Source organism: Streptomyces sp. NPDC043812, assembly GCF_056436245.1.
This window is the reverse complement of sequence record NZ_JBWKCY010000006.1, coordinates 294,476-316,450: the sequence shown is the minus strand read 5'-3', so window position 1 is coordinate 316,450 and position 21,975 is coordinate 294,476. Positions and strand designations below refer to the sequence as shown.

Annotated in this window: 19 protein-coding genes and 1 pseudogene; 10 read left to right on the top strand and 10 right to left on the bottom strand. The window is 70.1% G+C overall.

Features of this window, described 5'->3' with window-relative positions; all coding sequences use genetic code 11:
* Positions 1–31: 31 nt before the first annotated feature.
* A complete protein-coding gene (locus AC067Z_RS12300; RefSeq protein WP_478789400.1) occupies positions 32–886 on the top strand; it encodes a class I SAM-dependent methyltransferase in 855 nt (284 codons plus the stop codon).
* 64 nt (positions 887–950) lie between these two features.
* A complete protein-coding gene (hemB, locus tag AC067Z_RS12295) occupies positions 951–1,952 on the top strand; it encodes a porphobilinogen synthase (protein WP_478789399.1) in 1,002 nt (333 codons plus the stop codon).
* A 91-nt stretch (positions 1,953–2,043) separates the two neighbouring features.
* Here hemB and AC067Z_RS12290 read toward each other — a convergent pair whose 3' ends face one another.
* Complete coding sequence (locus AC067Z_RS12290) at positions 2,044–2,727, bottom strand: TetR/AcrR family transcriptional regulator (protein WP_478789398.1); 684 nt, start codon at positions 2,725–2,727, stop codon at positions 2,044–2,046.
* 207 nt (positions 2,728–2,934) lie between these two features.
* Between AC067Z_RS12290 and AC067Z_RS12285 the strand changes: the two genes are divergently transcribed.
* Positions 2,935–3,342: a VOC family protein gene (locus tag AC067Z_RS12285; protein ID WP_478789397.1), complete on the top strand. Its 408-nt coding sequence runs from the start codon at positions 2,935–2,937 to the stop codon at positions 3,340–3,342.
* 134 nt (positions 3,343–3,476) lie between these two features.
* On the opposite strand, the gene AC067Z_RS12280 is transcribed toward AC067Z_RS12285, so the two are convergent.
* Together AC067Z_RS12280 and AC067Z_RS12275 are read right to left on the bottom strand one after the other, a co-directional pair.
* Positions 3,477–6,254 carry a hypothetical protein gene (locus tag AC067Z_RS12280; protein ID WP_478789396.1) on the bottom strand — a complete coding sequence of 926 codons (2,778 nt, stop codon included), beginning with the start codon at positions 6,252–6,254 and terminating at the stop codon, positions 3,477–3,479.
* Between the two features lie 182 nt (positions 6,255–6,436).
* Positions 6,437–7,306, bottom strand: coding sequence for a chitinase (locus tag AC067Z_RS12275; RefSeq protein ID WP_478789425.1), 870 nt, complete (start codon positions 7,304–7,306; stop codon positions 6,437–6,439).
* A gap of 419 nt (positions 7,307–7,725) precedes the next feature.
* On the opposite strand from AC067Z_RS12275, the gene AC067Z_RS12270 reads away from it, so the two are divergent.
* Positions 7,726–7,995, top strand: a complete 270-nt coding sequence (locus tag AC067Z_RS12270) for a DUF1876 domain-containing protein (RefSeq protein ID WP_478789395.1) — start codon at positions 7,726–7,728, stop codon at positions 7,993–7,995.
* 36 nt (positions 7,996–8,031) lie between these two features.
* Here AC067Z_RS12270 and AC067Z_RS12265 read toward each other — a convergent pair whose 3' ends face one another.
* Positions 8,032–8,757, bottom strand: coding sequence for a DUF4232 domain-containing protein (locus tag AC067Z_RS12265; protein ID WP_478789394.1), 726 nt, complete (start codon positions 8,755–8,757; stop codon positions 8,032–8,034).
* A 206-nt stretch (positions 8,758–8,963) separates the two neighbouring features.
* Here AC067Z_RS12265 and AC067Z_RS12260 point away from each other — a divergent pair, with 206 nt between their 5' ends.
* On the top strand, positions 8,964–10,391 hold the full coding sequence (locus AC067Z_RS12260) for a helix-turn-helix domain-containing protein (protein WP_478789393.1): 1,428 nt from the start codon (positions 8,964–8,966) through the stop codon (positions 10,389–10,391).
* A gap of 34 nt (positions 10,392–10,425) precedes the next feature.
* On the opposite strand, the gene argS is transcribed toward AC067Z_RS12260, so the two are convergent.
* On the bottom strand, positions 10,426–12,198 hold the full coding sequence (gene argS / locus AC067Z_RS12255) for an arginine--tRNA ligase (RefSeq protein ID WP_478789392.1): 1,773 nt from the start codon (positions 12,196–12,198) through the stop codon (positions 10,426–10,428).
* A gap of 178 nt (positions 12,199–12,376) precedes the next feature.
* Between argS and lysS the strand changes: the two genes are divergently transcribed.
* Positions 12,377–14,104, top strand: a complete 1,728-nt coding sequence (gene lysS / locus AC067Z_RS12250) for a lysine--tRNA ligase (RefSeq protein WP_478789391.1) — start codon at positions 12,377–12,379, stop codon at positions 14,102–14,104.
* A 423-nt stretch (positions 14,105–14,527) separates the two neighbouring features.
* On the opposite strand, the gene AC067Z_RS12245 is transcribed toward lysS, so the two are convergent.
* The 3 genes from AC067Z_RS12245 to AC067Z_RS12235 form a co-directional block, all read right to left on the bottom strand.
* Positions 14,528–15,862, bottom strand: coding sequence for a DUF2637 domain-containing protein (locus AC067Z_RS12245; RefSeq protein WP_478789390.1), 1,335 nt, complete (start codon positions 15,860–15,862; stop codon positions 14,528–14,530).
* Between the two features lie 152 nt (positions 15,863–16,014).
* Positions 16,015–16,725 (bottom strand): DUF3558 domain-containing protein, encoded by a 711-nt coding sequence (locus AC067Z_RS12240; protein WP_478789389.1) that lies wholly within the window; start codon positions 16,723–16,725, stop codon positions 16,015–16,017.
* A 121-nt stretch (positions 16,726–16,846) separates the two neighbouring features.
* On the bottom strand, positions 16,847–17,740 hold the full coding sequence (locus AC067Z_RS12235; RefSeq protein WP_478789388.1) for a DUF3558 domain-containing protein: 894 nt from the start codon (positions 17,738–17,740) through the stop codon (positions 16,847–16,849).
* 195 nt (positions 17,741–17,935) lie between these two features.
* Between AC067Z_RS12235 and AC067Z_RS12230 the strand changes: the two genes are divergently transcribed.
* The 4 genes and pseudogenes from AC067Z_RS12230 to AC067Z_RS12215 all read left to right on the top strand — a co-directional run.
* Positions 17,936–19,192, top strand: a complete 1,257-nt coding sequence (locus AC067Z_RS12230) for an RtcB family protein (protein ID WP_478789387.1) — start codon at positions 17,936–17,938, stop codon at positions 19,190–19,192.
* Positions 19,193–19,424: 232 nt separating this feature from the next.
* The gene (gene rpmF / locus AC067Z_RS12225; protein WP_266389065.1) at positions 19,425–19,595 is read left to right on the top strand and encodes a 50S ribosomal protein L32; all 171 of its coding nucleotides are present in this window, start codon (positions 19,425–19,427) and stop codon (positions 19,593–19,595) included.
* 5 nt (positions 19,596–19,600) lie between these two features.
* A complete protein-coding gene (locus tag AC067Z_RS12220; protein ID WP_478789386.1) occupies positions 19,601–20,770 on the top strand; it encodes a GTP-binding protein in 1,170 nt (389 codons plus the stop codon).
* A gap of 84 nt (positions 20,771–20,854) precedes the next feature.
* Positions 20,855–21,180: pseudogene (locus tag AC067Z_RS12215) on the top strand (permease); the annotation flags it as partial.
* A 224-nt stretch (positions 21,181–21,404) separates the two neighbouring features.
* On the opposite strand, the gene rpsN reads toward AC067Z_RS12215, so the two are convergent.
* Both rpsN and rpmB read right to left on the bottom strand, forming a co-directional pair.
* Positions 21,405–21,710 (bottom strand): 30S ribosomal protein S14, encoded by a 306-nt coding sequence (gene rpsN / locus AC067Z_RS12210; protein WP_478789385.1) that lies wholly within the window; start codon positions 21,708–21,710, stop codon positions 21,405–21,407.
* Positions 21,710–21,946 (bottom strand): 50S ribosomal protein L28, encoded by a 237-nt coding sequence (gene rpmB, locus AC067Z_RS12205; protein ID WP_478789384.1) that lies wholly within the window; start codon positions 21,944–21,946, stop codon positions 21,710–21,712. Before rpmB ends, rpsN begins: the two co-directional genes overlap by 1 nt.
* Between the last annotated feature and the right edge of the window lie 29 nt (positions 21,947–21,975).

The following is a 21,975-nucleotide window of genomic DNA, read 5'->3' as shown; positions in this document are numbered from 1 at the left end:
GGAGTTTCTGCGGACACGGTGGGTGACTTTCATGAGCGGCGGCACTGTGCATGTCGATCCGTCCAACGCCGAGCAGGCCCGGGCCTGGGACGGCGACGAAGGCTCGTACTGGGCCGCCCATGCAGAGGACTTCGACCGCGGGGTCCACGCCTATCAGGGCCCGTTCCTGGACGCGGCCGCCTTCCAGCGGGGTGAGCGTGTCCTCGACTTCGGCTGCGGCGCGGGTCTGACCTCCCGGGCCGCCGCGCGGCTGACCGTCGGCGGGCCGGTCCTCGGGGTGGACCTGTCGGGCGCGCTGCTGGGGGTGGGCCGGCGCGAGGCCGAGCGGGAAGGGCTCGACAGCGTCCGCTTCGAGCAGGGCGACGCACAGAACCACCCGTTCCCCGAAGCGTCCTTCGACGTCGCCATCAGTCGCACCGGGGCCATGTTCTTCGCCGAGCCGGTGACCGCGTTCCGCAACATCGCCCGCGCGCTGCGGCCCGGAGGCCGACTGGTGCTGATGGTGTGGCAGGACATGGCGCGCAACGAGTGGTTCAGGTCCTTCGTGACCGTGCTCGCAGCAGGCCGTGATCTGCCGAAGCCACCGCCCGGTGCACCCGGCCCCTTCTCCCTGGCCGATCCCGAGGTCGTGCGGGAGCGGCTGACGGCCGCCGGGTTCGACACTCCGCAGCTGACCGGAGTGGAGCTGCCGATGAACTTCGGACGCGACGTCGACCGTGCGTGCGGCTTCGTCTCCGGCCTGCTGGCGTGGATGCTCGAAGGGCTCGACGAGGCCGGCAGGGCACGGGCTCTCGGGGATCTGCGTGCGGACATCGAGGCGCACGAGACACCGGACGGTGTGCTGTACGGGTCGGCCGCGTGGATCGTCACGGCCACACGTCCGTAGGGGGCCCCGGCCGCCGACGGGCTGTCGGTAATCGTGGGTCCCCGGCGGGCGTAGCGTGGCACGTATGACTGTGTACGGATCCTTTCCCGGTGCGCGGCCGCGGCGGCTGCGGGTGAATCCTGCGATGCAGCGCATGGTCGCCGAGACCCGGCTGCATCCGGCCGACCTGATCCTTCCCGCATTCGTACGGGAGGGGATCAGCGAGCCAGTTCCGATCTCCGCGATGCCCGGCGTCGTGCAGCACACCCGCGACACCCTCCGGAAGGCGGCCGTCGAGGCTCGTGAGGCGGGCGTCGCCGGGATCATGCTCTTCGGTGTGCCCGAGGACGAAAAGAAGGACGGGCTCGGCACGGCGGGCACGGACCCGGACGGCATCCTTCAGGTCGCCATCCGGGACGTCCGCGCCGAGGTCGGCGACGAGCTCGTGATCATGTCCGACCTGTGCCTGGACGAGTACACCGACCACGGGCACTGCGGAGTGCTGGCCGATGACGGCCGCGTCGACAACGACGCCACGCTGGAACGTTACGCCGAGATGGCCCAGGTCCAGGCGGACGCCGGTGTCCACGTCGTCGGCCCGAGCGGCATGATGGACGGCCAGATCGGTGTGGTCCGCGATGCGCTCGACACGATCGGCAAGGAGGACGTGTCGATCCTCGCGTACACCGCGAAGTACTCCTCCGCCTTCTACGGCCCCTTCCGCGAGGCCGTCGGCTCGTCGCTGCGCGGTGACCGGAAGACCTATCAGCAGGACCCGGCCAATGTGCGCGAGTCGATGCGGGAGCTGGCGCTCGACCTGGAGGAGGGCGCGGACATGGTGATGGTCAAGCCCGCCGGCCCCTACCTCGACGTCCTGGCCAAGGTCGCCGAGTCCGTGGACGTCCCGGTCGCGGCGTACCAGATCAGCGGTGAGTACGCGATGGTCGAGGCCGCCGCCGAGAAGGGCTGGATCAATCGCGAGGCGGCGATCGCCGAGACGCTGCTCGGGATCAAGCGCGCGGGCGCGAGCATGATCCTGACATACTGGGCGACGGAGGTTGCCCAGGGCCTCGGCGCAGGTCGCTGACGAAGGACTCCCAGGCGGCCCGGTGCGAGCACGAGCACCGGGCCGTTCGCCTTTTCCGCATGCGTCGCCCGACTGCCCGGGCCGGCGGCGGTCAGGCGATCGCGTAGTCCCCGAGTGCCGGTTCGAGCATGTCGAAGGCGCGGGCGGCCTCGTCCGCGACGGCCTGCGCGATGTCGTCGTCGGTGCGGCCCGCGAGAGTGAGTTCCTGGATGCGCCCGAACAGGACGCGGTGCACCGCGCCGAGCAGGGCAGCCGCCGTACGCGGAGCGATGTCGGCAGCGGACGAGGCCGTGGCTCGGGCGAGGGCCTCGCCCAGGGCTTCCTCGCGCTGGTCGTGCAGGCCCCGCAGGCAGACCGAGAGGGTAGGGCTGTCGTCGATCATGCGGGAGAAGTCCGGGCCCGAGAAGCCCGCGACCGGGTCCTGCGAGGCGACGGCTGCCGCGAACGCGCGGCGCAGCGCGGTGAGGGCCGATTCCCCGTCGTTCCGGGATGCAACGGTGTGCGCCAGGCTGCCCACGAACGCGTCCTGGTGGTCCAGCGCCATGTCCTCCTTGCGCGGGAAGTAGTTGGTCACCGTCTTCTTGGCGACGCGCGCTGCGATGGCGATCTCGGCGATGGTCGTCTGCTCGAAGCCCTGAGCGATGAAGAGGCTGGTCGCCTGATCGGAGATCAGTTGCCGTGTCTCGCGCTTCTTGGACTCCCGCAGCCCGGTTGCCGGCGACTCGGTGGACGCGGGTGCGTGCGTGGCGGCCGGTGTGCTCGTCTCGATACCCATGGGAGAATCTTACATCCGTGGCAAATTTACATTGACACCCCTGGTTCCCTCGGGCTAAATTTACGTTCAACGTAAGTTCTCGTGGAGGGGGAGCACATGCGGACAGGGCAACAACCGTCGCGCCCGCAATCTCCCGCGTCGCGCTTCGTCTTGGTCACCGCCTCTACGGCGCCCCCGTCAACTGCCCTGCGCATGAAGGAGCCTGTCTTGCAGATCACCGCTTCCACCGTCTCGCTCACTGTCGACGATGTGGCCGCTTCCCAGGCCTTCTTCATGACGCACCTCGGCTATCAGGAGCAGGCCGCGGCCGATGGCTTCGCCTCCCTCACCCGGCCCGACGCCGCGGTGGACATCGTTCTCCTGAGGCGCGGCATGGAAGTGCTGCCGCCGGATCAGCGTGACCGGCACGCAGGAGGGCTGATCCTCGCCTTCACCCTCACGGGGCTGGAGGCCGAGGAGAAGCGGCTGCGCGACGAGGGCGTCGAGATCACCATGCCGTTGCGTGAGGAGCCGTGGGGGGAGCGCCTCTTCCAGGTCACGGATCCCAACGGCGTGATCGTCCAGTTCGTCGAATGGGTCACGCCGGTGGCGGACGGGGCAGCCGAGAGCATATGAAGAGGCGCTCTTCGGCCGGGCGTTCGCCCGCGAAGCGCCGGGCGTGACGGGAGGCGCCGGCCGACACACGGGGTGTCGGCCGGCGCGATCGGGCGGGTGATGATGCGAACTCACCCTGCCGTGAGACGTGATGGCTATGACGCGTCGCGCACCGTGCCGATGAGGACCGGGCCCTGCGGCTCGCCCTCGTCGTCGGTGGGCTGGAGGCCCACGTACTCAGCCGGCTCGGCCACCTGGTCGCGAACGGTGGGTACGGTCACCTCGGCGCTGGTCTGCCCGGCCGGCACCGACACCCACAGGGAGGCGTGCTCCAGTTGGGACAGGGGCACTTCACCGTCGGGGACCTCGCCGATCATGTCGAGCAGCCACTGCCGGTCGACGTCCTTGGTCGACAGCTCGGGGCGGCCCGGGACGGGCACGAACTGCAGCGTCTTCGTCAACTCCACGTCGGCGGGCGCGGACAGGGAGACCCGCCACTTCAACGGCTTGCCCTCCGCTACGTCATCGACAACCGGCTTCACGCTGACCTCGGGCATCGGGTCGTCGTTCTCGGCGGTGACCCCGCCGGAGTGCGAGCCGATCACGGCCCCTCGGACCGCCTTCACGAGCACGTCCTGGGACTCGTCCCAGGAGTAACGCGTGTCGCCCTTCACCTTGACCGCCACGTCGATGCCGCCGCTGCCGGGCCGGACGGTCACCAGCCGGTCCTTCGCCTTGCCGGTGACCGGGTCGACGACGTACAGCCGCACCGTGCCCTCGCCCTTGCCCTTCCCGGACACGCGCACGGGCACCCGGTATGTGCGTTCGCCCGAGTTGCCCTCCTTGACCTTCAGGCGGCCGATGTCGACGCGGGTGAGCGGTGCCTCCGACACGGCAGGGGTGCCCGGGCTCCAGGCCCAGGCATCCATCAGCCACGCGCGTCCGGAGCGGTTGCGCGGGGTCAGCTCCAGGGAGGCGACCCGGCGCAGGTCGAGTCCGGCGCGGGTGGCCTCGGTGAGCGGTACGCGTACCTCTCGCGCCCAGAAGGAGGCGGTGCGTTCGCTGCCGGGCAGCCCGTCCACCCGTACGCGACCGAGGTTCGCCCGCTTGCCGGAGGCGTCCGTGACGGACACGTCCAGCTGTGTCCCGGTGGAGTTCGGCGGCACGAAGACACGCAGTGCGAGGCTCTTGGCGCCCTTGACGGAAAGCGGCTTCTCGGGCCGGACCTTCACCGCCGAGCCAGGCGCGGACCAGCGCAGCGCCACCGCGCGGCGCCCGGTCTCGCGGTCCGGCTGCCACTGTGCGAAGTGGGGCGAGGCGCCGCCCTCCTCCGCGTTCATGCAGGCGGTGCGCGGGTCGGGGTCGATGGCGTTGCACAGCCGCCCGCCCGTCACCTTCACGGAGGCGTCCGGCAGGAACCCGGCGCCGCGGTTCGCGCCGACCGCGTGCGTCAGCACCCGCGCGGGGTCGGCGGAGGGGGCCCGGCGGCCGGAGCCGTCGAGCAGCTCGCGCACCCGGTCGTCACCGGCGACGAACAACCGGGCGGCGGCGGCGATGTAGGTGGCGCCGGCCCGGTGCTGCTGGTCCGCGGTCAGCCGAGTGGCGGTGCCGAGGGAGCACACCGGGTCCGGCTGCTCGGGGTCGTGCCAGAAGTCGTCGTCGGCGGGCGCCTGGGCCTGACCCGGCGTCCACTCGCTGTTGAAGTAGTTGTGGTTGGCACCGATCATGTAGACCGCGCTGTGCAGGGCCTTGCCCCGGCTGACGCCGCGTGTGCCGTCGGCGTAGACCTGGCCCTGGAGGTCGGAGACGTCGCCGTCGCAGCCCGGCAGGATCGTCAGCGACGGCACGTCCGGCACCGGGTTCTGGCCGAAGACCGTCGGGCCGATGAGCACGGTCCCGCGGATGTGCCAGCGCACCTTGCCGCGGTAGCCGTTCTGGCCGGCCGGAGGCGGGTACAGGCTGTCCATGGCGGCGAGGTTGACGCCCTCGCCGCCGCGCGAGTGGCCGACGAGCAGGACGCGGGAGAGGTCGGCCCTCGGGATGTCGCGTACGGCCTTGGGCGCCGTGGCCGGCTTGGCGGCCCAGTCGGCCCAGCGGGCCAGGTGGGTGCGCACCAGCGAGGAACGCGCCTGCGCACCGCCGTCCTCGGCATCCCCGTCCTGGCCGTTGACGCCGTTGGCGGAGATCGACACGGTCACATAGCCCTGGGAGGCCAGCAGCTTCTGATCGCGCAGGTACCCGCGGTGGCTCGGGATCGGCTCGGCGCCCTTGGCGCAGGGCCAGTCGATCGTCACCTCGTCGTCGTTACCGGGTACGTAGCAGGTGGCGTGCCGGCCGTGCAGGAACAGCGCGACCGGACGCTTGCCGGTGGCGCCCTTCGGGGCGACCACCACGCCGCGCATCTCGACCGGTGCCGAGAAGCCGGGCAGGCGGACGGGGGCGAGCGCGTACTCGCCGGTGACCGTCCCGTACGCGCCGGGCTTGCCCGGGTCGACGGAGCCCGCCGGAAGTTCGGCGGGCGGCTTCGCGGCGGGTGCGGAACGCCGGTCCCGGGCGTCGGTCGGCTGGTCCAGTCGTCGGCCGGCCGCCAGCACCTGAAGGTCGGTCAGGTCTGCCGTCCGTGCGTCGTCGAGGGGGAGCCGGAAGGTCCGCCCGTCCTGGTCCGGCTCGGGCGCGCCGACCAGCTTGCCGTCGGCGTGGAACTCCACGCGCGCGTCCCCCGCCGGCAACGGCCGCGGTGAACGCCACTCCAGCGCGTTCTTCCCGTCGGTGTTCGTGATCCGCCAGCCGGGCGGCAGATCACCGTCGTTGTGCTGTGCCGCTGTCGCGGGCCGGACATCCGGCGGCTGCCGGGCCTGCGCCACTGCCGGCGACACCCCCACCACCGTGAGCACCGCTATCGCGGTGGCCCATATCCTCCGGGCACGTATCAACAGTTCCCTCCTCAACCCCGTGGCTCAGACGCCCGGTTGGCCCGGGTGCCCCTCGCCCTCGGAGGACGGGGAGGAGATCCTGCGGGTTGCCTGTGGGCCCGCGTGAAAGCGCGTGAACATGGTGCGGCCGCGGCCGGGGGACGATGTCTCCCCGGTCCGCGGCCCGTTCATGTGGTGGCGGCTCAGCAGTACAGGTTGCCGCCGGTGGGCACGCCCAGGATCTGGGCGAACTGCTGGTACTTGCTGACCCTGCTCTGGACCTGCGCCGGGTTCTTTCCGTCGCATTCCAGGGAGCCGTTGATCGAGCGGATCGTGTGGCCGAAGCCGGCCTGGTTGACCATCGCGTTGTGGCCGGTCATGGTGCCGGGGCCGGACTGGGTGTTCCAGTACCAGAGGCCCGTCTTCCAGGCGACGGCCGCCTCGCGCTCCACACGCCACGGGTTGTTCAGCAGGTCGATGCCGAGTGCGTCACCCGCGGCCTTGTAGTTGAAGTTCCAGCTGAGCTGGATCGGCCCGCGGCCGTAGTACGCGGCCTGGCCGGCCGGGCAGCCGTACGGCTGGCTCCAGTCGCAGTAGTGCGGGTAGTTGGCGGTGTTCTGCTCCACGATGTGGACCAGGCCGCCGGTCTCGTGACTCACGTTCGCCAGGAAGGCCGCGGCCTCCTGCTTCTTGACGGTGTCGCTGCCGGTGTTGGCGAAGGCGGGGTACGCGCTCAGGGCCGCGGTGAGGCCGCTGTACGAGTAGAAGGAATTCCGGCTCGGGAACATCTGGTTGAACTGGGTCTCGCTGACCACGAATCCGGACGGGGACGGGTTGCCGCCTCCGCCGCAGTTGTACGGGTCCCAGTACCAGGTGCTGACCGTCGGGTCGTAGCCCGGGTTGTCGTGCTCGGCGATGTAGTACGAGCCGTTGTACTTGACAACGTTGCCAGTGGTGTACCAGGCGCCCTGTTGCCAGTTGGGCGCTGTGTCGCACGGGGAGGCGGCGGACGCGGACGGCGTCAGGACCACGGCGAGGCCTGTGGCGACGAGGAGCGCCGTCAGCAGGGCCATGAGGCGGATTCTCAGCACTCGATCACTCCTTTTTGAGCGCAACGACCCGGCCCGGAGCAGCAGTTGCTCTCCGGGCGAGGCCGCGGTGGGGGGCTGTGACGCCCACTCAAGCGCGATGTCATGATCGAGTCAAGGTATAGACCAATGAGAACTCCGGGTAACTTGCGACGCCGTCGGGAACGGGTGGGGTGTGCGCCCCCGAAGCTCGTGTCCGGTCGCTGTGTGCGGGATCGTGCACCTGAATGCCGGGGCGTCCGGCGCATGTGTGCACGATCCGGTGCACGCGGGGTCGCGGGCGGAGGGACCGCGGGCCGTCCGGGGTGTCTCGGGGGTGCTCCGGGTGGGTCGTGTGGGTGCGAGTTCGCGATCAGCCACGGGGCGGAGCACCCTTGAAGGGGTACCGCTGGAGGTGATCCGCCATGCAGACACTCGTCGGATGGCACATCGAGATGGAGTTCCGGGAGGACGGCGACCGGACGAGGGCGGCCGCGATGGTGAGGCTCGGCGACGGGACCGAGTACCGAGGGCACGGCGCCGCGAACCGGCACCGGTCCGATGAACCCCAGCTGCTGGTCGGCGAGGAGATCGCGGGCGCACGCGCCCTGATGGACCTCGCCTCCCAGCTGCTGCAGAAGGCTCACACGGAGATCGACGACGCGTCCGGGAGGACGTCGCACCCGCTCAGCTGACCCCGAGGAGCCGGTCAGGAGCCGGTCAGGAGCCGATCAGTACATGAGCGCGTCGTCCATGGAGCCCTGCCAGTAGGACACGGACGTAGAGCTGTCCGTGTAGGTGTCGGCAGGGAGCGTGAGGACGGTCGGAGCGGTGTTCGTGGAGTTCGAGCCGCTGCGCGGGGCGAACGACACGGCCAGGGTCTTCGCCGTCCGGCCGTCCTCACCGCTGCCGTCGGCCGCGGCCAGCATGATCGACGCGTAAGCGGACTCGCCGGGGGCGAGTGTGACGACTGCCTGCGGCTTGCTCTCCTGGTTGATCGCCGTGACCGCCTGGGCATCGTCGATGCGCAGGAGCGGGGCGTGGTAGGCGTTGCACGTCTTGCTGCCGGTGTTCGTCAGGGTCAGCAGTGCGTGATTGATCGGACGCTGCACCGTGCTGTAGGTGACCTTGGCAGTGGCGCCGGTGCAGGCGTCGTCGGCGCGGCCGGAGTCGTCGCCCTGGCCGCCGCCGTTGCCGCCGGTGCTCCCCTTTCCGGCGGCGTTCCCGGAAGTGCCGCTGCCCGAGCTGCCGCCGGACGCGGTGCCGGCGGTCGGGTCCGCGGGCTTGTCCTTGCCCTTGGAGGGGGCCCCTGCCGGCGCGTTGTCGGCAGGCACGCTCGCCGAGGGGCCGCTGCCCTCGTCGCGGGCGCCGCCGTCGTTCTGGCAGGCAGTGAGCGAGAGGGCCGCGGCGAAGGCGGTGGCGGCGATGCCTGCGGTGCGAATGCGGTAGGTGCGCATGGTGGTGGAACTCCCCGTTGGAACGTGCGATTCGGTCGGTGCCTTGCGGCGTGGTCACAGGCTGCCGGGCGGCGGATTCCGGCCGCAACGCGCCACGGACCATGAGGGACACCGGAATGCTCGCGGGTACTGTGACCTGGGGGGACGGACCGTCCCTGGAACGCCGTTCCGGGACGGGGCGACGGGCCGACGAGGAGGGGACCGCGGTGGCGACGACGCCGGAGGCCGAGGAGCTGGCAGCCCAGCTGCGGCAGTTGAAGGACCGCTCGGGGCACAGCTACGGGACCCTGGCCAGCAAACTGCACGTCAGCACGTCGACGCTGCACCGGTACTGCAACGGGGATGCCGTTCCCACGGAGTTCGCCGCTGTCGAGCGGCTGGCGCGTCTGTGCGGTGCGCAGCGCGAGGAGTTGATCGACCTGCACCGGCGGTGGATCCTCGCGGACGAGGCCCGCCGGCGGGGGCGGGCCGGCGCCGAAGGGCAGCCCCCTCCCTCGCCGACTCCGGCGCCGGGGCCCGTTGCGCCGGTCGGTGCGGTCCCGGCGCCTGCCGACGCGCCCGGCGCACCGCAACCGCACCCGACGGCACACCGCGAGCCCGATCCGGGACCTGAGCCCGCCCGCGAGCCCCATCCGGTACCTGAGCCCGCCCGCGAGTCCGAGTCCGCCACTGGCCGCGGGCCAGTGCCGGCCCCCGGAGCCCGGCCCGTTCCCGCCCCCGAGACCACCCCGCGCCGCAAGCGCGTCCTCGTTGCTGTCGCCGCCGCCGCGGTCGTCGCCCTCGCCGTCCCTGCCGCCGTCGTGGCGAACAGCGGTGACTCCTCCGACGGCAGCCGGAATGCCGAGGCCAAGGGCCCGGGCGCGACCGGCGCGGCGGCCCGTAAGCCCTCAGGCGGCGGGACCCCGTCCCGTTCCCCGTTGCCGAGCGCGACGCCGAGCGGCAGCGCGTCCCCGAGCGCGTCAGAGGCCGGGGCCACCCCGTCCGGCGCCGCATCGAAGCCGCCTGCCGAGCGCCCCGGCGGCGTACCGCTGCGCGTCGGCGTCAGCTCGTACAACTGGGCGTTGCCGTGCGGGCAGTTGTACCTGCTCGACCAGCAGCCGGGCGAGGTCCCACCGCCCCCCGCCCCGCAGGACCATCGCAGCTGGTCACGTGCGCTCGGCGGGGTCGACGGCGAGAGGGCGCGGCTCCAACTCACCGCCACCGGAAAGACGGAGGACTCGGTCGTCATCATCGCCGTGCACGTACGCGTCGTCGGGCGCGCGGCCGCCCTCCAGCGGCAGGCGTATTCGATGGGCGACGGCTGCGGCAGCGGGATCACCCCGCAGACCTTCGACATCGACCTGGACGCGCCGCGGCCGCTGGTGAAGCCCGTCGCCGGCCAGGACGGCGACACTGTCGTTCCCGCCAAGAACTTCCCGTACAAGGTGTCCACCACCGACCCCCAGGTGCTCAACTTCGACGTCCACACCGAGGGGCACGACGTCAGCTGGTACCTGGAGGTCGACTGGAGCAGTGGCGACCGGCGCGGGACCGTACGGCTCGACGACGCCGGCCGCCCGTTCCGCACGAGCGCGATCGAGGGCAGGCCCGTGTACGACTACTGGCCGGACAGGAGCGAGTGGGTGGCTCGCTGACCCGTCCGGCCAGTGGCCGTCGGCGCAGGAAGGATCAGAGCCGCTCGGGCGTACGGATGCCGAGCAGCGCCATGCCCTGGTGGAGCGTGCGGCCGGTGAGGTCGACGAGGAAGAGGCGGTTCTCCACGACCTCGACGGGGTTGTCGCCGCTCAGCACGTGGCACTGGTCGTAGAACGTGGTCAGGTGCGAGGCGAGCTGGTACAGGTACGCGGCCAGCTTGTGCGGCTCGTAGGAGGACGCGACCTCGGCCAGCACCTCGCCGAACTGGTCCAGGTGCAGGCCCAGCGCCCGCTCCGCCGGGGCCAGTTCGAGCTCGGGGTGCGCGACCGGCTTCGCCTCGCCCGCCTTGCGCTTGATCGACTGGATACGGGCGTACGCGTACTGCAGGTAGACGGAGGTGTCGCCGTTGAGCGACACCATCTGGTCCAGGTCGAACTTGTAATCGCGCACCGCTGACGTCGACAGGTCGGCGTACTTCACCGCGCCGATGCCCACGTGCTGTCCGTTCTCGACGATCTCCTGCTCGCTCAGGCCCACCTTCCCGGCCTTCTCGCGCACCACGGACGTCGCCCGGTCGATCGCTTCGTCGAGGAGATCGACCAGCCGCACCGTCTCGCCCTCACGGGTCTTGAACGGCTTGCCGTCCTTGCCGAGAACGGTGCCGAACGCCAGCTGGTGGGCCTTGACCTTGTCGTTCAGCCAGCCCGCCCGGCGCGCGGTCTCGAAGACCATCTTGAAGTGCAGCGCCTGCCGGGCGTCCACCACGTACAGCAGGGTGGTGGCGCCGAGGGTCTGCACCCGGTCGCGGATCGCGGACAGGTCGGTGGCCGCGTAGCCGTAGCCGCCGTTGGACTTCTTGACGATCAGCGGGACCGGGTTGCCCTCGGGGCCCTTCACATCGTCGAAGAAGACGCACAGCGCGCCCTCTGAACGCACGGCGACACCGGACTCCTCCAGCAGGCGGCAGGTCTCGTCGAGCATGTCGTTGTACCCCGACTCGCCGACGATGTCGGGGTCGCGGATCTCCATGTCGAGCTTCTCGAAGACCGAGTAGAAGTAGATCTTCGACTCGTCGACGAACTTCTGCCACAGCGCCCGGGTCTCCGGGTCACCGGACTGCAGGAGTACGACCCGGTCCCGCGAGCGTGCCTTGAACTCCTCGTCGGAGTCGAAGGCGGCGCGGGCGGCCTTGTAGAGCCGGTCGAGGTTGGACATCGCCTGCTCGCCGGAGGCTTCACCCTCGTGGTCCAGCTCGTGAGGGTGCTCGAGCAGGAACTGGATGAGCATGCCGTACTGCGTGCCCCAGTCGCCGATGTGGTGCCTGCGGATCACCCGCTCGCCCGCGAACTCCAGGATCTGCACCATCGCGTCGCCGATCACGGCGGACCGCAGATGGCCGACGTGCATCTCCTTGGCCACGTTCGGCTGCGCGTAGTCGACGACCGTGGTGCCGGGCTCCGACGCGAAGGGCACGCCGAGCCGGTCGTCCGCGGCGCGCGCGGCCAGCGTCCGCGTGATCGCCTCGTCGGTGATCGTGATGTTCAGGAAGCCGGGGCCCGAGACCTCGATGTCCTTCAGGACGTCATTCGCCGAGCCGTTGTCGAGCTCGGTGACGACCTTGGTCGCCAGCTCGCGCGGATTGCCCTTCAGCTTCTTCGCGAGCGCCAGGATGCCGTTGGCCTGGAAGTCGGCCCGGTCGCTACGTCGCAGCAGGGGATCGACGGAACCGGCCTCCGGCAGGGCTGCCGAGAGGGCGTCCGCGAGGCGCTGCTGCACGGTCGAAGCGAGGGAAGGGACCGAGGCCATGAGCTTCCGTTCCTGTTGAAGATTGCTGAGAGTGACTGTTGCGGTGGTCAAGTATCCCATGGAGGAGCAAGCCATTTCCCGCAAGAATGGGCGCCCTGTGGACAAGCGGGGGGATGATCCCCTCCGTCTGGGAGAATGGCTCACGCCGTTCCGAGAAAGAAGTTCGAGAAAGAAGGACGTGCCGACCGTGGCTCAGAGCAGCACCGAGACCGACTGGGTCTCCCGTTTCGCGGACGAGGTCATCGCCGAGTCGGAGCGACGTGCGCCTGGCAAACCGGTCGTCGTCGCCTCCGGACTCTCCCCCTCGGGCCCCATCCACCTGGGCAATCTCCGCGAGGTCATGACCCCGCACCTCGTCGCCGACGAGATCCGGCGGCGCGGTCACCAGGTGCGCCACCTGATCTCCTGGGACGACTACGACCGCTACCGCAAGGTGCCGAACGGCGTCGACGGTGTCGACGATTCCTGGGCCGAGTACATCGGCCGCCCGCTCACCTCGGTGCCCGCCCCTGCCGGCTCGGAGTTCGCGAACTGGGCCGAGCACTTCAAGGCCGCGATGACCGCGTCGCTCGCCGAGCTCGGCGTCGAGTACGACGGCATCAGCCAGACGGAGCAGTACACCTCCGGTGCCTACCGCGACCAGGTGCTGCACGCGATGAAGCACCGTGGCGACATCGACGCGATCCTCGCGCAGTACCGGACGAAGAAGGCCCCGGCCAAGAAGTCCCAGAAGCCGCTCGACGAGGCCGAGCTGGAGGCCGCCGAGGGCTCCGGCGCTGCCGCCGAGGACGACGGCACCGGCTCCGCCGGGTACTTCCCGTACAAGCCGTACTGCGGCTCGTGCGACAAGGACCTGACCACCGTCACGGCGTACGACGACGAGAGCACCGAGCTCACCTACACGTGCACCGCCTGCGGGTTCTCGGAGACGGTCCGGCTGAGCGAGTTCAACCGCGGCAAGCTCGTCTGGAAGGTCGACTGGCCGATGCGCTGGGCGTACGAGGGCGTGATCTTCGAGCCCTCCGGCGTCGACCACTCCTCGCCCGGATCGTCGTTCCAGGTCGGCGGGCAGATCGTCGGGATCTTCGACGGCGAGCAGCCGATCGGCCCGATGTACGCGTTCGTCGGCATCTCCGGTATGGCGAAGATGTCCTCGTCGCGCGGTGGCGTACCCACCCCGGCCGACGCCCTGAAGATCATGGAGCCGCAGCTGCTGCGCTGGCTGTACGCCCGCCGTCGCCCCAACCAGTCCTTCAAGATCGCCTTCGACCAGGAGATCCAGCGGCTGTACGACGAGTGGGACAAGCTCGAGGCCAAGGTCGCCGAGGACTCCGTCCTGCCCGCGGACGCGGCCGCGTACGCCCGTGCCGCCCGCACCGCCGCCGGTGAACTGCCGCGCACACCGCGGCCGCTGCCGTACCGCACGCTCGCGTCGGTCGCGGACATCACGGCCGGCCATGCGGACCAGACGCTGCGCATCCTCAGCGAACTGGACCCGGCCAACCCGGTCACGGACCTGGACGAGGTCCGGCCGCGTCTGGACCGCGCCGAGAGCTGGATCTCCACCCAGGTCCCGGCCGAGGCCAGGACCGTCGTGCGCACCGAGCCCGACACCGAGCTGCTCGGCTCGCTGGACGACGAGGGCCGCGAATCGCTGCGGCTGCTGCTGGACGGTCTGGAAACCCACTGGTCGCTGGACGGCCTGACGACCCTCGTCTACGGCGTGCCGAAGCTGATGGCCGGCCTGGAGCCGGACGCCAAGCCGACCCCCGAACTGAAGGTCGCCCAGCGCGCGTTCTTCGCCCTGCTGTACCGCCTCCTGGTCAGCCGCGAGACGGGGCCGCGACTGCCCACGCTGCTGCTGGCGGTGGGCGCCGACCGGGTGCGCAAGCTGCTGGCGGCATAGCCGCCCGGAGCGGTCCGAACAGCGTGTGCCGAAGGGCTCTCGACCCCGATGGGTCGAGAGCCCTTCGGCGTCACTGCAACCTTCGGCCTACTCGCAGGTCGGCCGTGCGCACGACGAATTGGGCAGCGGGCCAGGAGAGCGTGGAGCCATGAGGGAAATCGTGGCAATCATCGGCTGGGTGACCGGCATCCAGGGTGCGCTGGCCGGACCTTCGGAGACGGACCGTGGGGCCTGATCCACAAGTGGTGGGAGATCCCCACGGCCGCGTACGCGGTCATCGCCGCGGCGGGCCTGGCGTGCGCGGTGTGGGCGGAGACGGCGAAGAAATGGGCCTGACGGGCGCGGCCCCGACGGGCGCTGCGCTCGGCCGGCCATGCGGACCAGGCGCTGCGCTCGTCAGGCCCTGCGCTCGGCCGGCCCGGGTCAGGCGATGTGCTCGGCTTCCAGGTCGGCCTGGTAGCGGTTCTTGAAGTCCGGCAGCAGTCGGCGCAGCAGCACGGCACTGCGCGGATGCCGGATCCCGTGACCGTCGGCGAGGTGTATGTCGAGCTGGTCGGCGCTCGGCCAGTTGTGGTTCTCCTCGACGTACGCGATGAAGACCGGGTAGGCCAGCTCGGCGAACTCCTTGTCCTCCGCGGTGAAGTCGGGGACGGGCTCCGGGGCCTCGTACGGCTCCTGCTCGTAGCGTTCCTGCGCCGGGATCTCGCCGGTGAGCTGCCCGTCGAACGCCTCGGGAACGGGACCGGTGCCCAGAGGCCGTGTACGGCCGCCGGGGCCGGCCGGGACCGGCACCTGGACGGGCTCGAATCCGTCGGCATACGTCGGGTCGTACGTGCCCTGATACGCGTCCTGCGCGGCCTGCGACGCCGCGAACCAGGGGCTCTCGTAAGGGCCGGAGCGGGCGTCGGCGTACTCGTCCGGGGCCTGCGGCTCGGGGCGCAGATCCTCCCGGGCCCGATCACCTCCGCGGTCGGCGGACAGTCGCGCGGGCTCGGCAGGGATGGCCCCCCGCGGCGCGGTCAGCTCGGGACGGTCCTGCGCCTCCACCGGCGCGGGCGGCAGCAGCACGGGATCGATACCCGCGGCCGCCAGTCCGGCCGGGGCCGTGTCCGCCAGAGGCACCCCGTACTTCGCCAGCCGCAACGGCATCAACGCCTCGATGGGTGCCTTGCGGCGCCAGGCCCGGCCGAAACGTGCCTGCAGACGGGCCTGGTAGATCAGCCGGTCCTGCTCCAGCTTGATGACCTGCTCGTAGCTGCGCAGTTCCCACAGCTTCATCCGCCGCCACAGCTTGAACGTCGGTATGGGCGACAGCAGCCAGCGGGTGAGGCGCACGCCCTCCATGTGCTTGTCGGCCGTGATGTCGGCGATCCGGCCCACCGCATGGCGTGCGGCCTCGACGGAGACGACGAACAGCACCGGGATCACGGCGTGCATCCCGACGCCGAGCGGGTCGGGCCAGGCGGCCGCACCGTTGAACGCGATCGTGGCGGCCGTCAGCAGCCACGCCGTCTGCCGCAGTAGCGGGAACGGTATCCGCATCCAGGTCAGCAGCAGATCCAGCGCGAGCAGCACACAGATGCCCGCGTCGATGCCGATGGGGAAGACGATCGAGAAGTTGCCGAAGCCCTTCTGCTCCGCGAGCTCGCGCACCGCGGCGTACGATCCCGCGAAACCGATCGCGGCAATGATCAACGCTCCCGCGACGACGACACCGATGAGCACCCGGTGCGTGCGCGTCAGCTGCATTGCGGCCACCGCGTTCCCCTCCCCTTCAGCTTTCTGCGGGGCACAGCCTGGCACATGCCACCGGACGCCGTCCCTCCGCCCTCCGCGGCCCGTAGGGCGGGCAGCGGAGGAAAGAGCGGCATCGGGCCGCAACCGCGAGGGGGCGGCGGTCTTCCCGCGGACTACTTGTTGGCGGTGGCGACTGAGGCCACAGCCTCCTTGGCGGCCTTCAGCGCGTCCTTCGTCATGTCCGCGGACGACGGGTTCTTCGCGCCCGCGTAGCCGGTGCCGTTGTAGGTGAGCGTGATCAGACCGTTCTCCGTCCGCGCCACGATCGTGGCGTAGGTGAAGTCCTCACCGGTCTTCTTCAGCGTGTAGTTGACCGCGGTCGCCTCGTCACCGATGCCGGGGGCCGGCGCGCTCTTCACGTTCTTCGCGCCCTCGGTGTCCTGTGCCTTGGCGACCTCCTTCGCGAAGTTGTCCTTCGCGCGCTGCTCACCGCTGACGGCGAGGGAGGTGTCGGAGTCGTACCGCAGGAGGGAGACGTCGAGCCAGCGGTACTGCGAGCCCTTCACACCGTTGTCGTCCAGGCCGTTCCAGGAGCAGCTGCCGCGGTTGTCGGCGTCCGACGTCTTGCCTGCCGAACCGCCCTTCGACTTCGCGCCGGGGACCAGATCCTCGATCGTCTTGCGGGCGATCGTTTCGCACGGGTCCGGCAGCTTCGTGAACTTCGCGGGCGCCACCGCCTGCGACTTCTTCGCCTCGGGGGCGGACGAGGAGTCCGAGCCCTTGGACGAGCTGTCGGAGTCCGAGGAGCAGCCGGCGACGACGAGCATCACCGGGACGGCTGCGCAGGCGAGTATGCGAGTGAGTCGCGGGGCTGAACGGTGCATGGTTCCTTCAGTCGGTCGTCGGTCTGTCCGTACGTCGGCCACGGTCGGCCAGGCCACCGTACGCGTAGGCGCGTCGGCGGCGGGCCCGGATGCGGAAGCCGGAGCGGGCTCCCGCAGCCGCTCACTCGTCGAGGAGCTCCGCCAGCTTCCGGGCCAGACTCTGCGCCTTTTCCTGCAGTTCCTTGCTGTCCGGGACCTCTGTGACAAAGGCCGGCTGCTCGGCATAGTCGATCGTGACGATCACGTTCGATGTGCGGAACACCACGCTCACGGTGCGGCGCTGCGCCGTGGATCCGGCGCGGGCGAGCACGTCGTCGATGAAGGCGGCGTCGCCGAGGCCCTCGAGCACGCGGGGCTCCAGGCCGTCGGTGGACGCGCTCGTGGACGGCGTGCCGCCGGGGGAGCCCTCTTCGTCCGCCGGGGTGCCCGAGGGAGCGCCGGGGCTCGCGGGTCCGGACTCGCCGTCCTTGGCGGGCGACGAACCCGGCGCCGGGGACGCGGTGGACGAAGGCGAACCCGTGGGCCCGTCGGTCGCGGCATCCGTATCGGGATCGGCCGCGATCGGCACGGAGGCCGCGGACTGCTTCTTCGCGAAAACCTCCTGCGCACTGTTCTCGTCACTGACCGCGGGGTCGTAGGACACCACGCGCTCGAAGTCGACACGCAGCTGGTGCGAGGCGTCGGGGGCCTGGCCCTTCCAGCTGCACGCGGCACGGCGGTCGGTGTCGTACGTGGCAGACGCCGCGCCGCGCAGCACCTCCTGCTGCTGGTCCTCGGGCAGGGCCACGACACCCGGCAGAAGATCCTTCAGCGTGCCGCGCTCGACGGACCCGCAGGGCTCCAGCAGTGTGCGATACCTGCCGGGAGGCGCGGGGGAGGCAGTGGTGCTGCCGGCCTTGGCGTCGGTGGCCTCCGCCTCGGGGGCACCGCCGGCGGAGCAGCCGGTGGCCCCGGTGACGAACGCCGCTGCGGCGAGGAGCGCCGCCGCGCCGGGCATGAACGCCTTGCGTTGCACGACTCAGGCTCCCTTCTCCACGTCTCCAGGTCCCCCTGACGTCTCCACGCCGGAGGAAAAACGGTTGTCGCCCGCTGCGGGCCGACGGACACAATGTCTATCGCACGCGCTGCCCCGGATGCCGGTCCGCCGAACCATTCGCGGTTATTGGTCGGGCATTTGCGTTGCGAGCCATTTCGGGGGAATTGAGGAGTTATGTCGTATGTAGAGGTGCCGGGCGCGAAGATCCCGATCCGGATGTGGGCGGACCCTGCTGCGGTCGAGGGCGTCGCGATGCAGCAGCTGCAGAACGTGGCCACGCTTCCGTGGATCAAGGGCCTCGCCGTGATGCCGGACGTCCACTTCGGCAAGGGGGCGACGGTCGGCTCGGTGATCGCGATGCACGGGGCGGTCTGCCCGGCGGCGGTCGGCGTCGACATCGGCTGCGGCATGTCGGCGGTGAAGACCTCCCTGACGGCGAACGACCTGCCCGGCGACCTCTCCCGGCTGCGCTCCAAGATCGAGCAGGCGATTCCGGTGGGCCGCGGTATGCATGCCGAGATGGTCGACCCGGGACGGGTGTTCGGTCTCCCCACGGGCGGCTGGGACGACCTCTGGGACCGCTTCGACGGGGTGGCCGACGCGGTCAAGTTCCGTCGGGAGCGGGCGACGAAGCAGATGGGTTCGCTCGGCAGCGGAAACCACTTCATCGAGTTCTGTCTCGACGAGTCGGGCTCCGTCTGGCTGATGCTGCACTCCGGCTCGCGGAACATCGGCAAGGAGCTCGCCGAGTACCACATCGGCGAGGCACAGAAGCTGCCGCACAACCAGGGTCTGGTCGACCGTGACCTCGCCGTGTTCGTCTCGGAGACCCCGCAGATGGCGGCGTACCGGAACGACCTGTTTTGGGCGCAGGAGTACGCGAAGTACAACCGCGCGGTCATGATGGGGCTCTTCCAGGAGGTCGTCCGCAGGGAGTTCCGGAAGGCGAAGGTCACCTTCGATCCCGTCATCTCCTGCCAGCAGGAGGATGCCGAAGGCCAGATGAGGACCGTCGAGTACCGCCCTGGCGTGATCAGCTGCCACCACAACTATGTCAGCGAGGAGCGGTACGAGGGGATGGATCTGCTGGTCACTCGGAAGGGAGCCATCAGTGCGGGCTCGGGGGAGTGGGGGATCATCCCCGGTTCCATGGGTACGGAGTCGTACATCGTCCGTGGCCTGGGCAACCCCAAGTCGTTCAACTCGGCATCGCACGGTGCCGGCCGGAGGATGAGCCGGAACGCTGCGAAGCGACGCTTCTCGACGAAGGACCTGGAGGACCAGACGCGGGGTGTGGAGTGCCGTAAGGACTCCGGTGTCGTGGACGAGATCCCGGCCGCGTACAAGCCGATCAGCCAGGTGATCGACCAGCAGAAGGACCTTGTGCAGGTGGTCGCCAAGCTGAAGCAGGTCATCTGCGTCAAGGGCTGAAGCCGCCCGTCATCGAGGGGCCGTGGACTGCGCAGAGTGTGCGTCGTCCACGGCCCCTCTCTTGTGGAGCGCTTCGCGGTTTCGACGCGCGGACGACCGATGAGCGCGGTCCCGGTGTCGGCGCGGTGCTCTTCGAGATCCCGATGCTCCGCGATGACGCACAGCCTGCATTGGAAATGGAATCCATTTTCATGTACCGTCTGCGTCGCGCTGCCCAGAGAGGACCTGAACCATGGCTGTACCCAAGCGGAAGATGTCCCGCAGTAACACCCGTCACCGCCGCGCTCAGTGGAAGGCGATCACGCCGCAGCTCGTGCCGATTACGGTCGATGGCGTCGCCTATCTGGTGCCGCAGCGGCTGGCCAAGGCGTACGAGCGCGGTCTGCTGCGCCCCGAAGGCTGACGGGCATGGCCGAACAACTGCCCGTCACCGTCCTGTCAGGCTTCCTCGGAGCGGGCAAGACCACTTTGCTCAACCATGTTCTGAGTAACCGTGAGGGCATGCGCGTTGCGGTCATCGTCAATGACATGAGCGAGATCAACGTCGACGCCGCACTGGTGCGCGGCGGTGAGGCCGCCCTGTCGCGGACCGAGGAACGCCTGGTCGAGATGACCAACGGGTGCATCTGCTGCACCCTGCGCGACGACCTGCTTGAGGAGGTTGACCGCCTCGCTCGCGAGGACCGCTTCGACTACCTGCTCATCGAGTCCAGTGGCATCTCCGAGCCCATGCCGGTTGCCGCCACCTTCGCCTTCCCCCGCGACGACGGCGCAACGCTCGGCGATCTGGCCCGGCTGGACACCATGGTCACGGTCGTCGACGCCGCCAACTTCCTGCCGGAGCTGGCAGGTGGGGACGGGCTGGCCGAGCGGGGACTCGACCAATACGACGACGACGAACGCACCGTCAGCGACCTGCTGATGGACCAGATCGAGTTCGCCGACGTCATCGTGCTCAACAAGCTCGACCTCGTCGATATGGAGAGCGCCGACCGGCTGCGAGCAGCCCTGACCCGCCTCAACCCGGTGGCCCGGATCGTGTCCGCCACCCGCGGGCGCGTGGACCTCGGCGATCTGCTCGGGACCGGGCTGTTCGACCTGGAGCGCGCGCAGCAGGCCCCGGGCTGGGTCATGGAACTCAACGGCGACCACGTCCCGGAGACCGAGGAGTACGGCATCTCCAGCACGGTCTTCCGCTCCGAGGCGCCGTTCCATCCGGGCCGCCTGTGGACGTTCGTCACCGAGAGGCTCGACAGTGGAACCTTCGGGCAGATCCTGCGCTCCAAGGGGTTCTTCTGGCTGGCGAGCCGGCCCAACGTGACCGGTCTGTGGTCACAGGCCGGTGCCGTAGCCCGCTTCGAACCCTCCGGTGCCCGGGACGCGGACAGCTCACAGGGCCAGGAGCTGGTCTTCATCGGCACGGGCCTGCGCACCGCAGCGCTTCAGGCTGCGTTGGCCGGCTGCCTCATGAAGGAGGGCGAAAGCCTCCCGGCCGTCGACCCGTTTCCCGCGTGGGACACCTACGGCATCGACGACGCCTGCGAGCACACGTACCCCGAACTCGTACCGCAGATGTGAAGCTTCCGGGTTGGGCGGTGGTCGCAGCCACGGCACTGCCCAACCCGGTACCCTCGCCGGCCTACGAGGGCATGGACGATGACGCTCAACGCCTTCGTACCGGCGCGCGTGTTCAGCGAGGCGCTCCCGCGTAACCCCGCGCTCGCGGTGCCGGTCTCGAGCGCGGCCGGGATCGTGCTGCCGGGCTGTGAGTGTGCGCGTCGGTGCCCGTGGCGGGGGGTCTGATCCGGCGCGGTGTGACTCCGGCGGCCGCCTTCGCGTTCCTTCTGTCCGCACCGGCCGTCAATCCGATCGTGCTCGCCGCGACGGCTGTCGCCTTTCCGGGCAGGCCGGAGATGGTCGCCGCGCGGCTCGTCGCCTCGCTCGCCACCTCGGCGGCGATGGGCTGGCTGCGGCTGGGGCGGTCGGACACCCATGGCCCTCGCGTCGCCTGGCTTCTGCTGCCGCCCGTGCTCGCCCTGCTGCTCTTCGCCCCACCGGCCCTGGGCTCCTGCACCGCGACACGTGACCATCCGAAGATCGTCGAGGACTACGAGCGCTTCGAGCCGTTCCCCCGTGGTTGCCTCCAGCAGACGCCGGCCGTGACTCCGAAGAGTCACGGCCGGCAGTTCATCCACCGCGAGGGCGGGGACGATCACCAGGACGACTTGGTGACTCCGGGAAGGAATCCGGCGTGGGCCTGCTCCCGCATACGGACGCGGGACAGCCCAAACCGCCGCAGGTGTCCCCGGGGCCGGCCGTCCACGCTGTCCCGGTTGCGTACCCGGGTCGCGCTGGCGTCGCGTGGCTGCCGCCGAAGCTCCGCCAGAGCGGCAGCCCGCTCCGTCTCTGGGGTGCCCGGGCGGCGGATGATCTCCTTCAGCTCGGCCCGGCGGGCGGCGTACCGCTCGACGATTGCCTTGCGCTTCTCGTTCTTCGCGATCTTGCTCTGCTTGGCCATCAGACCTTCACTCCCCGGGCGCGGATGCGGGTCACGGCCGCCTCGATCCCGATGCTGTCGATCGTCTTGATCGCCTTGGTGCTGAGTGTCAGGCGTACATGCCTGCCCTCGCTCGGCAGCCAGTACCGCTTGCGCTGGATGTTGGGGTCGAAGCGCCGGGATGTACGCCGGTGCGAGTGGGAGATGTTGTTGCCGAAGCCCGGCTGGGCGCCGGTCAGTTGGCAGTGGGCGGACAAGGTGTTACCTGCCTCTCTTCAGACGAAGC

Excerpts from the sequence above, each read along its gene's own strand:
- AC067Z_RS12220 (WP_478789386.1), top strand. The coding sequence starts at position 19,601 with ATGGCCGAACAACTGCCCGTCACCGTCCTGTCAGGCTTCCTCGGAGCG.
- rpsN (WP_478789385.1), bottom strand. The coding sequence starts at position 21,710 with ATGGCCAAGCAGAGCAAGATCGCGAAGAACGAGAAGCGCAAGGCAATC.
- rpmF (WP_266389065.1), top strand. The coding sequence starts at position 19,425 with ATGGCTGTACCCAAGCGGAAGATGTCCCGCAGTAACACCCGTCACCGC.
- AC067Z_RS12270 (WP_478789395.1), top strand. The coding sequence starts at position 7,726 with ATGCAGACACTCGTCGGATGGCACATCGAGATGGAGTTCCGGGAGGAC.
- hemB (WP_478789399.1), top strand. The coding sequence starts at position 951 with ATGACTGTGTACGGATCCTTTCCCGGTGCGCGGCCGCGGCGGCTGCGG.
- AC067Z_RS12275 (WP_478789425.1), bottom strand. The coding sequence starts at position 7,306 with ATGGCCCTGCTGACGGCGCTCCTCGTCGCCACAGGCCTCGCCGTGGTC.
- AC067Z_RS12290 (WP_478789398.1), bottom strand. The coding sequence starts at position 2,727 with ATGGGTATCGAGACGAGCACACCGGCCGCCACGCACGCACCCGCGTCC.
- AC067Z_RS12240 (WP_478789389.1), bottom strand. The coding sequence starts at position 16,725 with ATGCACCGTTCAGCCCCGCGACTCACTCGCATACTCGCCTGCGCAGCC.
- argS (WP_478789392.1), bottom strand. The coding sequence starts at position 12,198 with ATGGCCTCGGTCCCTTCCCTCGCTTCGACCGTGCAGCAGCGCCTCGCG.
- AC067Z_RS12265 (WP_478789394.1), bottom strand. The coding sequence starts at position 8,757 with ATGCGCACCTACCGCATTCGCACCGCAGGCATCGCCGCCACCGCCTTC.
- AC067Z_RS12230 (WP_478789387.1), top strand. The coding sequence starts at position 17,936 with ATGTCGTATGTAGAGGTGCCGGGCGCGAAGATCCCGATCCGGATGTGG.
- AC067Z_RS12300 (WP_478789400.1), top strand. The coding sequence starts at position 32 with ATGAGCGGCGGCACTGTGCATGTCGATCCGTCCAACGCCGAGCAGGCC.